The sequence below is a fragment of the Cupriavidus phytohabitans genome (assembly GCF_000426345.1).
In the GTDB taxonomy this organism is placed as follows: Bacteria; Pseudomonadota; Gammaproteobacteria; order Burkholderiales; family Burkholderiaceae; genus Cupriavidus.
Window position 1 is genome coordinate 1 of sequence record NZ_AUFE01000030.1, and the last position, 15,019, is coordinate 15,019.

The following is a 15,019-nucleotide window of genomic DNA, read 5'->3' on the forward strand; positions in this document are numbered from 1 at the left end:
GGCCAAGTACTGCCCGCTGTGGCCGGATCGGCCCTTCAATACGCTGCAGCAGGCGCGCGACTGGGTGCACCGGTTTGTGTGCTGGTACAACGAGGAGCATCGCCACAGCGGCCTGAAGTACGTCACGCCGAACCAGCGGCACCGCGGGGAAGCGCCGCCCTTACTGGCGCGACGCACGATGCTATATCTGGCAGCCCGCACCCGACATCCGCAGCGCTGGTCGCGAGGGATCCGGAATTGGAAGCTGGAGCCAGTGGTCTACCTGAACCCCGAGCGAGCTGAGCTGGAAGCTAAGGAGCACCGGAAAGCAGCATAACGGCGGACGCGACAACTACCTTGACACACACCGCTCGGCCAAAAAGTGACCCGCCCAGGAGGGCGGAACCAGGCGGTTCAACGGCCAACAACATCTCATCAGCTGCGAGGGCCAGACAATCTACGAAAGCCGATTCATCCCAAATCCGGCGCTATCAACCGCGAACTCCACGACGCATATGCATAAGTGAGCATCCGCCCCGCCTCAAATCCAGGAGGCGGCCTGATCTCACCCCGAGCCTCCTTGTACGCCACCACGGCATGCAGGATCTTCTCAGGCGCATAACGGTCACGCAGGGGAAGGTAGGAATGGAGCTGGCGCCAGCCTGGAGCGGCGCCGTCCAAAGACGCCCAGGCCAACGCGCAATAGCACATGCCCCGGGACGTGAGATGCCACAGTTGCCAGTAGGGGGCGGTCGTCTCCACACGCTGCATCGTTCAACCTTGCAGAACCGGTGGGGGCGACCGGTCCGTGATTACTGGATTTTCGCCTTGTCCTTCAGCGACTTCATCATGGCCTGGAACTGCTCGCGTTGCCAGTTCTGGTCGCCCATCAGCATCTGCATCAGCTGCGGCTTGACCTCTTCGAACGACGGGATCTTGGCTTCGCGCACGTCCACCAGCTCGATGATGTGCCAGCCGAACTGGGTCTTGACCGGCGTATCGGTCATCTGGCCCTTCTTCAGGCCGGTCATGGCCGCCGAGAATTCCGGCACGTAGCTGCTGCTGTTGGCCCAGTCCAGGTCGCCACCGTTGGCGGCCGAGCCCGGGTCCTTCGACGCGGCCTTGGCCTGTTCCTCGAACTTGGCGCCGCCCTTGATCCTGGCAATGATCGCCTTGGCGTCGGCTTCCTTCTCCACCAGGATATGGCGGGCATGGTATTCCTTGCCGTTGCCGAATTGCGACTTGATCTTGTCGTACTGCTTGCGCAGCTCGGCGTCGCTGGCGCCGTGGGTCTTGACGTAGTCCTCGAACACCGCGCCGGCCAGCACGTTCAGGCGTGCCTGTTCCAGTTGCTCCTGCACGTCGTCGCGCTGGGTGATACCGCGCTTGTTGGCTTCCTGCACGAGCAGTTCGCGGTCGATCAGCATGTCGCGGCCACGCTTGCGCAGCTCCGGGTTGTCGGGCTGGCCGGTGCCGGCGATCAACTTGTCCAGCTTTGTCGACGGAATGGCCTTGCCATTCACGACGGCGGCATTCTGGGCGATGGCCGGCAGGCTGCCAGCTGCAAGCACAGCCGCCAGGCTGAACGAGAGGACGGTGGTCTTCATGGAATCAGGTCTGAGAGTTGCTGGAAGAAGCGCGCTCCTGGGCGCGCGATTGGTACTCTTGGTCGGTGTACGCAGTCACGGCCAGGGCGTGGATCTGCGTGGGGAACAGACTGCGCAGCGCATCATACACCATGCGGTGTCGCGCAACCCGGCTGTGACCTGCAAAGCGCTCGCTGACGATTGTCACGTCGTAATGTCCACCGCCGGATGCGGCGCCGGCGTGTCCGGCATGCAGTGCGCTGTCGTCGCGCACGGCGAGGTGGCTGGGGGCGAGCGCTTCACGCAGCAGCGCCTCGATCGTGGCGGGATTGGCTGCCATCGGTAGTTTCCTTCTCGGAGATAAGACGGCCGGGAGCGTCAGTCCTGGCTGTTCTCAGGCATATGACGCGACAGCCAGACGCTCTGCGCGACGATGAACGCCAGCATCAGCCCCATGCTGCCGAACAGCTTGAAGTTGACCCAGACGTCCGTGGAAAACTGGTAGGCCACGTAGAGATTCAGCACGCCCATGACGGCGAAGAAACCGGCCCAGGCGGCATTCAGGCGCGTCCACACCGGATCGGGCAGCGTGACCTGCTTTTCCATCATCGCGCGGATCAGGTTCTTGCGCCAGACCATTACCGAGCCCAGCAGCGCCACGGCGAACATCCAGTAGAGCACGGTCGGCTTCCACTTGATGAAGGTTTCGTTGTGCAGCACCAGCGTGGCGCCGCCAAAGACCGCGATGATCAGCAGGCTGACCCACTGCATCGGCTCGACCTTGCGGTGGCGGAACCAGACCCAGCCGATCTGCACCACCGTGGCGGCAATGGCCACGGCGGTGGCGGTGTAGATGTCGGCCAGCTTGAAGGCGGCGAAAAACAGGATGACCGGGAACAGGTCGAACAGGAATTTCATGCGGTACCAGGTTGTTGCCGGCGCGATGGCCGGGGCTTGTCAGCGCTGCGGATCGCGCCGGGGTTCGTTGCCGCTGCCGGCATCGTGGGCATGATCCGCCTCACGCTGCGCCGGGTCGCGATCATCGAATTTTAACGCAGCCGAGTTGATGCAATAGCGCAGGCCGGTCGGGGCCGGTCCGTCCTCGAACACATGGCCCAGGTGGCTGCCGCATTCCTTGCAGCGGACTTCCACCCGCACCATGCCGTGGGTGTGGTCGGCGTGTTCGGCAATTACCTCGCCATTGATGGGGCGGAAATAGCTGGGCCAGCCGCAGCCGGCGTCAAATTTCGTGGCGGACTCGAACAGCGGCGTGCCGCAGCCGACGCAGTTGTAGATGCCGCGTTCCCAGTGGTCCCAGTAGCGGCCGGTGAAGGGCCGCTCGGTCGCGGCTTCGCGCGTCACGCGATATTCGATGTCGGAGAGCTGTTCACGCCACTCGGCGTCGGTCTTGGTGGTGGTCATTGTCGTTTCCTCGCGGTCTTGCCCGGGGTCATGGCCCCGGAACCTTCGTTGGTCGGGGCACTGGCGCGAACCTTACACCGTACTGCGCCGGCGTGCAGGCTCCGGCGCATGCGCAATCCGGTCATGACGAGCAGCTGACTTCAAGCCCGGCTGCCCAGTCGGGCGGCAGCGCAGCGTAGTGCTCCGCCTCGGGCTGCTCGTCGAATGGGCTCGACAGCACCGCCAGCAGGCGCTCGACCTCGCTGAAATCCTTTTCGCGCGCGCGCCGGATCGCGGTTTCGGCAAGGTGGTTGCGCAGCACGTATTTGGGGTTCACCGCCCGCATTTCCAGTTCGCGCGCGGCGTCGTCCGATTGCTCCGCACGCAGCCGCGCGCGGTAGTCGGCGGCCCAGGCGTCGAAGGCGGCGCGGTCCAGGAACAGGTCGCGCACCGGCGCATCGCGCGAGGCATCCTGCGACGAGATGCCGCACAGCTTGCGCCAGAACAGGGTGTAGTCGACACGCTGCCCGTGCAGCAGCTGGAACAGGCTGGTCAGCAGCGGTTCGTCGGCCTTGTCGTTCGCAACCCCGTCGCCGCCGGCCGGCGGGCGCAGGCCCAGCTTGGCGCGGTAGTGGCGGAAGAAGGCGGCGGCATAGCGGTCGCGGAACGGGTCGATGGCTGCGCGCGCCGCCTCGATGGCGGCATCGCGGGCGGCTTCCTTGTCGGCGTCTTCCCGCGGCAGCCACAGCGGCAGCAGCGCCTGCGCCAGGCAGTGCAGGTTCCAGAACGCGACTTGCGGTTGCTGGCTGTAGGCGTAGCGGCCCTGCGTATCGGAGTGGTTGCAGATATGGTTGGCGTCGAATGCATCGAGGAAGCCGAACGGGCCATAGTCGATGGTCAGGCCCAGGATCGACATATTGTCGGTGTTCATCACGCCATGGCAGAAACCGATGGCCTGCCAGTGCGCGACCAGGTCGGCGGTGCGCAGCGAGACTTCGCGCAGCAGCGCCTGGTAGGGCTGTGCATCGTCGCGGCAGGCCGGCATGAAGTTGTCGATGACGAAGTCCGCCAGTTGGCGCAGCGAGGCCACGTCGTCATGCGCGGCGAAATGCTCGAAATGGCCGAAGCGGACAAAGGTCGGCGCCAGGCGCGTGACCACCGCCGAGGTCTCGATGGTTTCGCGCCGCACCGGCGCGTCCGAGCCGACGATGCTGAGTGCGCGCGTGGTCGGCACGCCCAGCGCGGCCATCGCTTCCGAACACAGGTACTCGCGGATCGACGAGCGCAGCACCGCGCGGCCATCGGCCATGCGCGAGTAGGGCGTCAGCCCGGCGCCCTTGAGCTGGATTTCCCAGGGGCCGGCAGCCGTGTCGGCCTGCGCCAGCCGGATCGCGCGGCCGTCGCCGAGCTGCCCGGCCCAGATGCCGAACTGGTGTCCGGAATAGACGGTGGCAATCGGGTCGGCCCAGCGGGGCACCTGGTTGCCGACAAAGGTCTCGACAAAGCCTGGCGCGGCACCGGCGCCGGCATCCCAGCCGAGCAGCGCCGCGGCGGCCGGCGCCACGCCGACCAGGTAGGGCGATGGCAACGGCGTTGGCCGCAGGCGCGTAAAGAATTTCTCGCCAAGCATGGAGAAGCCGGGTGTGGTGGAGAAGGGTACGGCGAGCGCCGCGTCACCGTTGGGATCGGAGTCGTTATCGGAGACGTGCAGGGCGTTGGGCTGGGTCGTGTCTGGCATCGCGAAAGAGGGCGCGCGGCAAGTGCAATCCGCGGGTCGGGCGCGGCGCGCAGGGCCGCTTCCGGGGCGGGGCGACGCCGCATGACGAGGGCACGGGAATGCGTGGATGGCTAGGGAAAACGACATGTTGAGGTGCAACATGCCACGCAGTATTGTACGTCCTCAACGGCTCACATCTGGTGAGACCGCCAGGCACCGCGCAGTTATTTCCCTCCTTCAGTGCGCACATGAATCCGGTGCATGGATTTCGCAGAATTGCGGCCCCGATGACCACGGCTTGACCACGGCTTCACCTCACGGCTTCACCACAGCGGTACGGCAGTGCACAACAGAATCGCAGTAACGCTGTTTCGAGGCACACGGACAACCGCCAAAAAATAGTACGGTTGTTCGTTTTTTAGACGAATCCACCAGACTTCAGGAGGCAGTTTCATGGCATTGATGGGTCAAATGATGAGTGCGCCGCTGCTCATTTCCTCCATCATCAAGCACGCCGCCCGTTATTACGGGTCTACGGAAATCGTTTCGCGCCGCACCGAGGGCGACCTGCACCGCTATACCTACCGCGATTGCGAACTGCGCGCCCGCAAGGTGGCGCAGGCGCTCGGCGCGCTGGGCGTGCAGCAGGGCGAGCGCGTCGGCACGCTGGCGTGGAACGGCTACCGCCACCTCGAGGTCTACTACGGCGTATCGGGCATGGGCGCCGTCTGCCATACCATCAACCCGCGCCTGTTCCCCGAGCAGATCGCCTATATCGTCAACCACGCCGAAGACAGCTACGTCTTTTTCGACCTGACCTTCCTGCCCCTGGTAGAGGGCGTCGCGCCGCATTGCCCCAATGTGAAAGGCTGGGTCGCGATGACCGATCGCGCCCACATGCCGGCCGAGTCCAAGGTGCCGCTGCTGTGCTACGAGGAACTGGTCGAAGCGCAGGACGGCAATTACGAATGGCCGCAGTTCGACGAGAACCTCGCGTCGAGCCTGTGCTACACCTCGGGCACCACCGGCAATCCCAAGGGCGCGCTGTATTCACACCGCTCCACCGTGCTGCACTCGTACGCGTCGGCGCTGCCCGACGCGCTCGGCTGCTCGGCACGCGACGTGATCCTGCCTGTGGTGCCGATGTTCCACGTCAACGCCTGGGGCCTGCCGTACTCGGTGCCGCTGGTCGGCGCCAAGCTGGTGTTCCCGGGCGCCAAGCTTGACGGAGCCTCGCTCTATGAGCTGTTCGAGCAGGAGAAGGTGACCTTCTCCGCCGGCGTGCCGACGGTGTGGCTCGGCCTGCTGCAATACGTGCAGTCGAACAACCTGAAGTTCTCCACCTTCCGCCGCACCGTGATTGGCGGGTCGGCCGCGCCGCCGGCCATGATCCGCGCGCTCGAGGCGCTGGACGTGGATGTCATCCACGCCTGGGGCATGACCGAGATGTCGCCGCTGGGCACCTCGTGCAAGTTGCTGGCCAAGCATGAGGACCTGTCCGATGCCGACCGCCACAAGATCCAGGAGAAGCAGGGCCGCGTGATTTTCGGCGTCGACATGAAGATCGTCGACGGCGAAGGCAAGGAACTGCCGTGGGACGGCAAGGCCTTCGGCGACCTGATGGTGCGCGGGCCATGGATCATCGACCAGTACTACCGCAACGGCAGCAACCCGCTGGTCGACGGCTGGTTCCCGACCGGCGACGTCGCCACCATCGATGAAGACGGCTTCATGCAGATCACGGACCGCAGCAAGGACGTGATCAAGTCCGGCGGCGAATGGATTTCGTCGATCGACATCGAGAACGTCGCCGCCGCGCACCCCGCGGTGCATATGGCGGCCTGCATCTCGGCCTACCACCCCAAGTGGGACGAGCGTCCGCTGCTGGTGGTGGTGAAGAAGCCCGGCGCAGAGGTCACGCGCGAGGAACTGCTGCAGTTCTTCGAGGGCAAGGTCGCCAAGTGGTGGATCCCGGACGATGTGGCCTTTGTCACCGAGATTCCGCTGACTGCCACCGGCAAGATGCAGAAGCTCAAGCTGCGCGAACAGTTCAAGGACTACAAGCTGCCTGCCGCCTGAGGCGGGCAGGGCAGCAGCCGGTGCGCCGTGCCTGCTTGCGGCACGGCGCTGCCGGGGTCCGGCTGCATGGCGCGAACAGGAGGGCGCCACGCCGCCGGCCGCAATCAATGACAAGCCAACGACAAGAGTGAAGGAGACAGTATGACCAAGATGCGTCCGCTGGTGGCTGGCGTGGCCATGTTCGCCGCAATGGGTTCTGCGCTGGTTTCGGGTTCGGCACTCGCGGATACGGTGAAGATCGCCTTCATCGATCCGCTTTCGGGGCTGATGGCCCCCGTTGGGCAGAACCAGCTCAAGAGCTGGCAGTTCGTGGCCGACGTGGCCAACCAGAAGGGCTGGGCCGGCGCGCACAAGTTCGAGGTGGTGGGCTTCGACAACAAGCTCTCGCCGCAGGAAAGCCTGACCATTTTGAAGCAGGCGATCGACCAGAATATCCGCTATATCGTGCAGGGTAATGGCTCGTCGGTCGGGCTGGCGCTGCAGGATGCGGTGGCCAAGCACAACGAGCGCAACCCCGGCAAGGAAATCATCTACCTGAACTACGCCGCGGTGGACCCGGACATGACCAATGCCAAGTGCAACTACTGGCATTTCCGGCTCGACGCCAACTCGGACATGAAGATGGAGGCGCTGACCACCTTCCTGGCCAAGGATCCCGGCGTCAAGAAGGTTTACCTGATCAACCAGAATTACTCGTTCGGGCACCAGGTCGCCAAGGCGGCCAAGGACTACCTGAAGCGCAAGCGCCCGGACATCCAGATCGTGGGTGAAGACCTGCACCCGCTGGCGCAGGTGAAGGACTTTGCGCCGTATGCGGCCAAGATCAAGGCCTCGGGCGCGGATACCGTGATCACCGGCAACTGGGGCAGCGACCTGGCGCTGCTGATCAAGGCGGGCAAGGACGCCGGCCTGACCACCAACTACTACACCTACTACGCCGGCACCACTGGCGTGCCGACCGCCATGGGCGCGGCCGGTGCCGAGCACGTCAAGTACGTGGGCTACTACAACCCCAACAACAAGGGGTTCAAGGGCTCCGACGTCATCGAGGGCTTCAAGAAGAAGTACAACGATGACTTCTACGTGATGGCGTCCTACACCGGCATCGCCATGCTGTCCAAGGCGTTCAAGGATGCCAACTCGACCGACCCGGTCAAGGTGGCCAAGGCGCTGGAAGGCATCAAGGTCGAGAGCATGAACGGCCTGGTCGAGATGCGCAATACCGACCACCAGGCCCAGCAGCCGCTGGTGGTGGCTACCTGGACCAAGATCGACGGCAAGGAGATCAAGTACGACCAGGAGAACACCGGGTACGGCTGGAAGACCAACGCGCAGATGGACCAGTACGTGTCCGCGCAGCCCACCTCCTGCCAGATGAAGCGGCCGGGCTGATCCTGTCCATGGCGGGCCGGCCACGATGACACGCGGCGTGACAAGGCGTGACAGCGAGCGTGACAGTGTGGTGGCGGCCCGATCCTGCATACTCTCGGTCTTTCTGGATCGATAGCGGTAGCGTCCGGGGCGCCATGCGCCCTGCGGAGGGGGACGCTCACCCCCATCCAGCCGGACGGACGCCGGCCAAACGTGACTGCGGCCACTGCGGCGGCAACAGCTTGAAGGACACGCTGTGGAATTTTTCGTCATCTCCCTGCTCAACGGCATCAGCTACGGGCTGCTGCTGTTCATGCTGTCGTCGGGCCTGACCCTGATCTTCAGCATGATGGGCGTGCTCAATTTCGCGCACGCCAGCTTCTATATGCTGGGCGCGTATTTCGCCTACACCATCGCCAGCAAGGTCGGCTTCTGGCCGGCGCTGATCTTCGCGCCGCTGCTGGTCGCGGGCGCGGGCGCGCTGGTGGAGCGCTTCGGCCTGCGCACCGTGCACAAATACGGCCACGTGGCCGAGCTGCTGTTCACCTTCGGCCTGGCCTACCTGATCGAAGAGGGCGTCAAGCTGGTGTGGGGGCTGGCAGCGGTGCCATACCGCATCCCGGCCGAGCTGGAAGGGCCGCTGTTCCAGGTGTTCACCTCGACTTTTCCCAAATACCGCGCCTTCATGATGCTGGTGTCGCTGGGCATGCTGGTGGCGATCTACCTGGTACTGACGCGTACCCGCATCGGCCTGGTGATCCAGGCCGCGCTGACCCATCCGGAAATGGTCGAGGCGCTGGGCCACAATGTGCCGCGCGTGTTCATGATGGTGTTTGGCGGCGGCGCCGCGCTGGCGGGGCTGGCCGGCGTGATCGGCGGCAATGCCTTTGTCACCGAGCCGTCGATGGCGGCGGCGGTCGGGTCGATCGTATTCGTGGTGGCGGTGGTCGGTGGCATGGGGTCGCTGGTGGGGGCCTTCATCGCGTCGATCCTGATTGGCGTGCTGCAGACCTTCGCGGTCACGATCGACGCATCGCTCGCCGGGCTGCTGCGCAGCCTTGGCATGGCAGTCAGCGAAGCCACGCCGTTCTATGCCTTGTGGAAGCTCACGGTGGCCCAGGTGGCGCCGGTGCTGCCATACCTGTTGCTGGTGGTGATGCTGATCTTCCGCCCGCGTGGACTGATGGGAACCCGGGAGAGCTGAGGCCATGGAGCAAGCGATGCAACAACCGCGCGAGCCGGTGTCGACCGGCCGCACCCTGCGCTACCGACCGCTGAACCTGGCGCGCTGGGTTATCTGGAGCCTGACGATTCTCATCATGCTGGTGCTGCCGCTGGTGTTTACCGGGGGCTTCGCCATCACGCTGATGTCGCAGATGGGCATCATGATCATCTTTGCGCTGTCGTACAACATGCTGCTCGGGCAGACCGGCATGCTGTCGTTCGGCCATGCGGTGTATTCCGGGCTGGGCGCCTTCATTGCGGTGCACGTGCTGAACATGGTTGGCGCCGGCACGGTATGGCTGCCGGTGTCGATGCTGCCGCTGGTGGGCGGGCTGGCCGGCGCGTTCTTCGGTGTGATCTTCGGCTATGTCACCACCAAGAAGGCCGGCACCACCTTTGCCATGATCACCATGGGCATCGGCGAGATGGTGTTCGCCAGCTCGCTGATGTTCCCCGAGTTCTTCGGCGGCGAGGGCGGCATCTCCACCAACCGCGTGGTCGGCGACCCGTTCCTGGGCCTCACCTTCGGGCCCGGGCGCCAGGTCTACTACCTGATCGCGGTGTGGTGCCTGGTGTCGATGGTGGCCATGTACGCGTGGACGCAGACGCCGCTGGGCCGCATCGCCAACGCGGTGCGCGACAACCCCGAGCGGGTCGAGTTCATCGGCTACAACACCCAGCGCGTGCGCTACCTGGTGCTGGTGCTGTCGGCGTTCTTCGCGGGGATTTCCGGTGCGCTCGCGGCGATCAACTTCGAGATCGTCTCGGCCGAGAACGTCAGCGCGGTGCGCTCCGGCGGCGTGCTGCTGGCGGTGTTCATCGGCGGCGCGGGCGTGTTCTTCGGGCCGATCATCGGCGCGGTGGTGTTCGTGCTGTTCGCGGTGGCGCTGTCGGACCTGACCAAGGCGTGGCTGCTGTACCTGGGCCTGTTCTTCGTGCTGATGGTGATGTTCGTGCCGGGCGGCCTGGCCAGCCTGCTGCTGATGCAGTTGCCGCTGGCGGCGAAGGGCAAGCTGCGCCGCATGCTGCCGTCCTACGCCAGGGCCGGCGCGGCCGGCGTGGTGCTGCTGCTGGCGGTGATCGTGACGGTCGAGCTGGTCTACAAGGTGCAGGTCGACAGCGCCAATGGCACGGCCATGAAGCTGTTCGGCGTCGGCTTCGATGCCGCGACCTGGACGCCATGGGCGGTGGCGGCGCTGCTGTGGGCCGCGGGGCTGGCCGCATGGCGGCTGACGGTGCGCGCATCGCGCGCGGAATGGGACAAGGTGCAGGCGGAGATCGCGGGAGGCACGGCATGACGGCGGCACTGGAACTGACCGAGGTACGCAAGAAGTTCGGCCAGACGGAGATCATCCGCGGTGTGAACCTGAGCATCCCGAAGGGCGAGCGCCACGCGCTGATCGGTCCCAACGGAGCGGGCAAGTCCACCACCTTCAACCTGATCTCGGGCCGCTTTGCGCCCACCAGCGGTACGGTGCGCCTGAACGGGCAGGAGATCGGCGGGCTGCAGCCGTTCGTGATCAACCGCATGGGGCTGTCGCGCAGCTTCCAGATCACCAATATCTTCCATCGGCTGTCGGTGTTCGAGAATCTGCGCTGCGCGGTGCTGTGGTCGCTCGGCTACAAGTATTCGTTCTGGCACCGGCTGACGGGTTTGCGCGATGCGCGCGAGCGGGCCGATGAGGTACTGGAACTGATCGGCATGCAGCACCGGCGCAATACGCAGGCGGGCCTGCTGACCTACGCCGAGCAGCGCGCACTGGAGATCGGCATCACCATCGCCGGCGGGGCCGAGGTGATTCTGCTGGACGAGCCTACCGCGGGCATGAGCCGCTCCGAGTCCGACCATGCGGTCGAGCTGATCCGCAAGGTCACCGTCGGCAAGACGCTGGTGATGGTGGAGCACGACATGAGCGTGGTGTTCGGTCTGGCCGACCGCATTTCGGTGCTGGTCTACGGCGAAGTGATTGCCACCGATACCCCGCAGGCGATCCGCAACAACCGCAAGGTCAAGGAAGCCTACCTGGGGACCACGCTGGACGAAGACGCCACCGAGGGAGCGCACTGATGGGCAAGCGGATGCTGGAAGTCACGGGCCTGCATGCCTACTACGGCAAGAGCCATATCCTGCATGGCGTCGATGCGCATATCGGCGAAGGCGAGATCGTCGCGCTGCTGGGGCGCAATGGTGTCGGGCGCTCGACCATGGCCAAGGCCATCCTCGGCATGGTCAAGGCCGAGGGCTCGGTGAAGTTCCGCGGCGAGGAGATCCTGGGACGGCGCACGTTCGAGATCGCGCACCTCGGCATCGGCTATGTGCCGGAGAACCGGGACATTTTCCCGACGCTGACGGTGCGGCAGAACCTGCTGCTGGGCGAGAAGCGCAATCCGCGGCAGCCAAAGCCTCGCTGGTCCGTGGAGGACATGTTCAACATGTTCCCCCGGCTCAGGGAACGCGAGAACACCGCGGCGGGCGTGTTGTCCGGCGGCGAGCAGCAGATGCTGACGCTGTGCCGCACGCTGATGGGCGATCCGGACCTGGTGCTGATCGACGAGCCCACCGAAGGGCTGGCGCCGATGATCGTGGCGCTGGTGGGGGACTACCTGAAGACGCTGAAAGAGCGGGGCGTCTCTGTACTGCTGATCGAGCAGAAGCTGGCGATTGCGCTGGATATCTCACAGCGGGTCTATGTCATGGGACACGGGCATATCGTGTTCGAGGGCACGCCCGGCGAGCTCAAGGCGAACTCGCAGATCCGGAAGGAGTGGCTGGAGGTTTGAGCGTTCCGCCGGCGCTGCAGCCCATGTAGCGTCGGCGCGACTTCATGTTCTCATTGCCGCTCAGGGGAAAGCTGCGCCTTCGACACCCCAAGCCGCTTCGATCCTCTCGATAAAGTTGAGTACTCAACTTTCCTGTCGTTGACAAGTCTCTTTGTAACACTGTTGTAAATTTGTCTTAATTCTGAATTGGGAATGATTCGCATTTGTACTTCGATTCCGGCATCCATATAATCGCCCGCCGGGGATGGATGACTTGATTCACGGGTGACGGTGGTTGCGCTTCCTTGGGCTTGTCTTCATGACCACGCTTGTTCGCGTCAAGAACTACAAGACAACACAGGGAAGGCAAGACCGTGAAAGGAAACCAGAAGTCGTTTGAATTGACCCCGCTCGCCGCTGCGCTGGCAGGTGCCGTCGCCGCGTTTGCCATGCAGGGCGCATCGGCGCAGGAGAGCCAGCCTGCCGCCACCACCACCGGCAAGGCCGCGCCGGTGACGCTGGAGCGGGTCACCGTGACCGGCAAGCGCGAGGACGGCTACAAGGTGGAAGAGGCGCAGTCACCCAAGTTCACCGCGCCGCTGCTCGATACGCCCAAGTCCGTGACCGTGGTGCCGGCCGAGGTGATCCAGCAATCGGGTTCGAACTCGCTGCAGGATGCGCTGCGCACCACGCCGGGCATCACCTTCGGCGCCGGCGAAGGCGGCAACCCGATCGGCGACCGTCCTTTCATCCGCGGTTTTGACTCGATGTCGAGCATCTATGTCGACGGCGTGCGCGACACCGCTTCGCAGACCCGCGATACCTTCAACATCGAGAACATCGAGGTTATCAAGGGCCCGAGCTCTGCTTTTGGCGGCAAGGGCTCGGCGGGCGGCATGATCAATATCGTGTCGAAGCTGCCGCAGGCGGAGAACTTCGCGCAGGGTTCGATCGGCGTGGGCACGGACTCTTACTTCCGCGCCACGGCCGACGGCAACTACGTGATCAACGACAATACCGCCGTGCGCCTGAACGCGCTGGGCTATACCGCCAACGTGCCGGGCCGCGACGAAGTCGACCAGAACTCCTGGGGCTTTGCGCCGTCGGTGACGTTCGGCATGAAGTCCGATACGAAGGTCACGCTGTCGTACTACCACCTGCAGGGCAACGGCATGCCGGACTACAGCATTCCGTACTCGCGCCCGGCGAGCCAGTCGACCAAGGCCAATCCGTCGCAGCCGGTTGCCGTCGACCGCAACAACTTCTATGGCCTGACCGGTCGCGATTTCCAGAAGACGCAGTCGGATATTGCGACGGCCACGGTCCAGCATGACTTCCGCAACGGCCTGGTATTCAGCAATACCACGCGCTGGGGCCGCGCCAGCAACGATTACATCGTCACCAATCCTGACGACAGCCGCGGCAACGTGCCGCGCGGCTTTGTCTGGCGCAACACCAAGAACCGCGACTCGGCCACCGAGACGCTGACCAACCAGACCGACCTGACCGCCAAGTTCGATACCGGCAGCCTCAAGCACAGCGTGCTGTTCGGCTTCGAGTTCAGCCGCGACGATACCAACAACACGCCTTACAACGTCGTCTCGGCCAATCCCGCGGCCGCCGCCGGCACCTGCAACGCATCGCTGGTGGCCAGCTTCGACTGCGCGCCGCTGGCCAACCCGAACCCGAACGACCCGTGGCGCGGCAACATCACCAAGATGCCGTACACCACCAACACCACCACCACCAGCACGCGCTCGGTCTACCTGTTCGATACGGTCGAGCTTACCAAGCAGTGGATGGTCAACGGTGGCGTTCGTTACGACAGCTACGATACGCACGCTTTCGCCAACGCCTATACCAACCCGAATACCGGCGCGGCCGTGGCGCAGGTCGATATTCGCAACAAGTCGAATTTCTTTAACTACCAGGCGGGCGTGGTCTACAAGCCGGTCGACTTCGGCAGCATCTACGTGTCGTACGGCACGTCGTCGACGCCGCCGGGTTCGACCAACGGCGATGGCGCCGACAACATCACGGCGGCACAGCGCAACCTGGAGCCGGAAACCGCGCGCTCGGTGGAAATCGGCACCAAGTGGGACCTGCTGGACAAGCGCCTGTCACTGACTGGTGCGATCTTCCAGATCGAGAAGAACAATGCGCGTGTGGCGGTTGATGCCAACACGACGGTCAATGCTGGCAAGCAGCGCGTGAAAGGCTTCGAGTTGGGGTTTGCCGGCAACCTGACTGACAAGTGGGGGTTGTTTGGTGGCTATACGTATCTGAACAGCGAGCTGATCGATAATGGCCCGCAGGCTACCAATGCGGCCAACAATGGGAACCAGTTCCCGAATACACCGAAGAACAGCTTCAGTCTGTGGACTACCTATCAGGTGCTGCCGGCGCTGACGGTTGGCGGTGGTGCGTACTATGTCGACAAGGTCTATGCCAATCCGGCCAACTCGCTGTATGTGCCGTCGTACTGGCGGTTTGACCTGATGGCGGCTTACCGCGTCAACAAGAGCCTGTCGTTGCAGTTGAATGTGCAGAATCTGTTTGACAAGACCTATTACACCAAGGCGCACAACCACTACGGTGCGCTGGGGGCTGGGCGGTTTGGGATGGTGACGGCTAACTTCAAGTTCTAAGCTTTTTGGGATTGCGGCCCGGCTCTCGCGATTGGCGGGAGGCGGGCCGTTTTTGTTTTTTGGGGCTTGCTTGGTGACATGCTGTCGGCCGTTGAGCCGCCTGGTTCCGCCCAGGTCCGCGGAACCGGGCGGTTCACAAGCCGACAGCATGTCATCAATGGCGACAACAAAGCTTCAACGGCCGACAGCATGTCACCAACAGCGACGCCAAGACCACCCCAGTTCCGATGCAACTCAACCGCCTCAGCCCGAAT

13 protein-coding genes are annotated in these 15,019 nt (G+C 64.1%); 8 read left to right on the top strand and 5 right to left on the bottom strand.

Going from position 1 to position 15,019, the window contains the following annotated elements:
- On the top strand, positions 1-316 hold a 316-nt coding region (locus tag K309_RS36950; RefSeq protein WP_156914408.1), incomplete at its 5' end, for an integrase core domain-containing protein.
- Positions 317-791: 475 nt separating this feature from the next.
- On the opposite strand, the gene K309_RS0120605 is transcribed toward K309_RS36950, so the two are convergent.
- From K309_RS0120605 to K309_RS0120625, 5 genes are all read right to left on the bottom strand, one after another.
- Complete coding sequence (locus K309_RS0120605; RefSeq protein WP_029048179.1) at positions 792-1,586, bottom strand: peptidylprolyl isomerase; 795 nt, start codon at positions 1,584-1,586, stop codon at positions 792-794.
- Between the two features lie 4 nt (positions 1,587-1,590).
- A complete protein-coding gene (locus K309_RS0120610) occupies positions 1,591-1,905 on the bottom strand; it encodes a BolA family protein (protein WP_029048180.1) in 315 nt (104 codons plus the stop codon).
- A 38-nt stretch (positions 1,906-1,943) separates the two neighbouring features.
- Complete coding sequence (locus K309_RS0120615; protein WP_029048181.1) at positions 1,944-2,483, bottom strand: septation protein A; 540 nt, start codon at positions 2,481-2,483, stop codon at positions 1,944-1,946.
- 39 nt (positions 2,484-2,522) lie between these two features.
- Complete coding sequence (gene msrB / locus K309_RS0120620; protein WP_029048182.1) at positions 2,523-2,987, bottom strand: peptide-methionine (R)-S-oxide reductase MsrB; 465 nt, start codon at positions 2,985-2,987, stop codon at positions 2,523-2,525.
- Between the two features lie 121 nt (positions 2,988-3,108).
- Positions 3,109-4,704, bottom strand: coding sequence for a protein adenylyltransferase SelO (locus K309_RS0120625; protein ID WP_029048183.1), 1,596 nt, complete (start codon positions 4,702-4,704; stop codon positions 3,109-3,111).
- Positions 4,705-5,136: 432 nt separating this feature from the next.
- Between K309_RS0120625 and K309_RS0120630 the strand changes: the two genes are divergently transcribed.
- The 7 genes from K309_RS0120630 (at position 5,137) to K309_RS0120660 (ending at position 14,765) form a co-directional block, all read left to right on the top strand.
- The gene (locus K309_RS0120630; protein ID WP_029048184.1) at positions 5,137-6,762 is read left to right on the top strand and encodes a 3-(methylthio)propionyl-CoA ligase; all 1,626 of its coding nucleotides are present in this window, start codon (positions 5,137-5,139) and stop codon (positions 6,760-6,762) included.
- A gap of 141 nt (positions 6,763-6,903) precedes the next feature.
- Positions 6,904-8,154 carry a branched-chain amino acid ABC transporter substrate-binding protein gene (locus tag K309_RS0120635; RefSeq protein WP_029048185.1) on the top strand — a complete coding sequence of 417 codons (1,251 nt, stop codon included), beginning with the start codon at positions 6,904-6,906 and terminating at the stop codon, positions 8,152-8,154.
- A 235-nt stretch (positions 8,155-8,389) separates the two neighbouring features.
- Complete coding sequence (locus K309_RS0120640; protein WP_029048186.1) at positions 8,390-9,337, top strand: branched-chain amino acid ABC transporter permease; 948 nt, start codon at positions 8,390-8,392, stop codon at positions 9,335-9,337.
- Between the two features lie 4 nt (positions 9,338-9,341).
- Entirely contained in the window at positions 9,342-10,655 is a 1,314-nt protein-coding gene (locus tag K309_RS0120645; RefSeq protein WP_029048187.1) for a branched-chain amino acid ABC transporter permease, read from the top strand.
- Positions 10,652-11,425 carry an ABC transporter ATP-binding protein gene (locus K309_RS0120650; protein WP_029048188.1) on the top strand — a complete coding sequence of 258 codons (774 nt, stop codon included), beginning with the start codon at positions 10,652-10,654 and terminating at the stop codon, positions 11,423-11,425. The genes K309_RS0120645 and K309_RS0120650 overlap by 4 nt, the downstream gene beginning before the upstream one ends.
- Positions 11,425-12,138 carry an ABC transporter ATP-binding protein gene (locus tag K309_RS0120655; RefSeq protein ID WP_029048189.1) on the top strand — a complete coding sequence of 238 codons (714 nt, stop codon included), beginning with the start codon at positions 11,425-11,427 and terminating at the stop codon, positions 12,136-12,138. Before K309_RS0120650 ends, K309_RS0120655 begins: the two co-directional genes overlap by 1 nt.
- Before the next feature lie 353 nt (positions 12,139-12,491).
- On the top strand, positions 12,492-14,765 hold the full coding sequence (locus K309_RS0120660; RefSeq protein WP_029048190.1) for a TonB-dependent receptor: 2,274 nt from the start codon (positions 12,492-12,494) through the stop codon (positions 14,763-14,765).
- Positions 14,766-15,019: the final 254 nt, after the last annotated feature.

Bases quoted from the DNA above. Each gene is read 5' to 3' on its own strand.
- K309_RS0120605 (WP_029048179.1), bottom strand. From the start codon at position 1,586: ATGAAGACCACCGTCCTCTCGTTCAGCCTGGCGGCTGTGCTTGCAGCT.
- K309_RS0120610 (WP_029048180.1), bottom strand. From the start codon at position 1,905: ATGGCAGCCAATCCCGCCACGATCGAGGCGCTGCTGCGTGAAGCGCTC.
- K309_RS0120615 (WP_029048181.1), bottom strand. From the start codon at position 2,483: ATGAAATTCCTGTTCGACCTGTTCCCGGTCATCCTGTTTTTCGCCGCC.
- msrB (WP_029048182.1), bottom strand. From the start codon at position 2,987: ATGACCACCACCAAGACCGACGCCGAGTGGCGTGAACAGCTCTCCGAC.
- K309_RS0120625 (WP_029048183.1), bottom strand. From the start codon at position 4,704: ATGCCAGACACGACCCAGCCCAACGCCCTGCACGTCTCCGATAACGAC.
- K309_RS0120630 (WP_029048184.1), top strand. From the start codon at position 5,137: ATGGCATTGATGGGTCAAATGATGAGTGCGCCGCTGCTCATTTCCTCC.
- K309_RS0120635 (WP_029048185.1), top strand. From the start codon at position 6,904: ATGACCAAGATGCGTCCGCTGGTGGCTGGCGTGGCCATGTTCGCCGCA.
- K309_RS0120645 (WP_029048187.1), top strand. From the start codon at position 9,342: ATGGAGCAAGCGATGCAACAACCGCGCGAGCCGGTGTCGACCGGCCGC.
- K309_RS0120650 (WP_029048188.1), top strand. From the start codon at position 10,652: ATGACGGCGGCACTGGAACTGACCGAGGTACGCAAGAAGTTCGGCCAG.
- K309_RS0120655 (WP_029048189.1), top strand. From the start codon at position 11,425: ATGGGCAAGCGGATGCTGGAAGTCACGGGCCTGCATGCCTACTACGGC.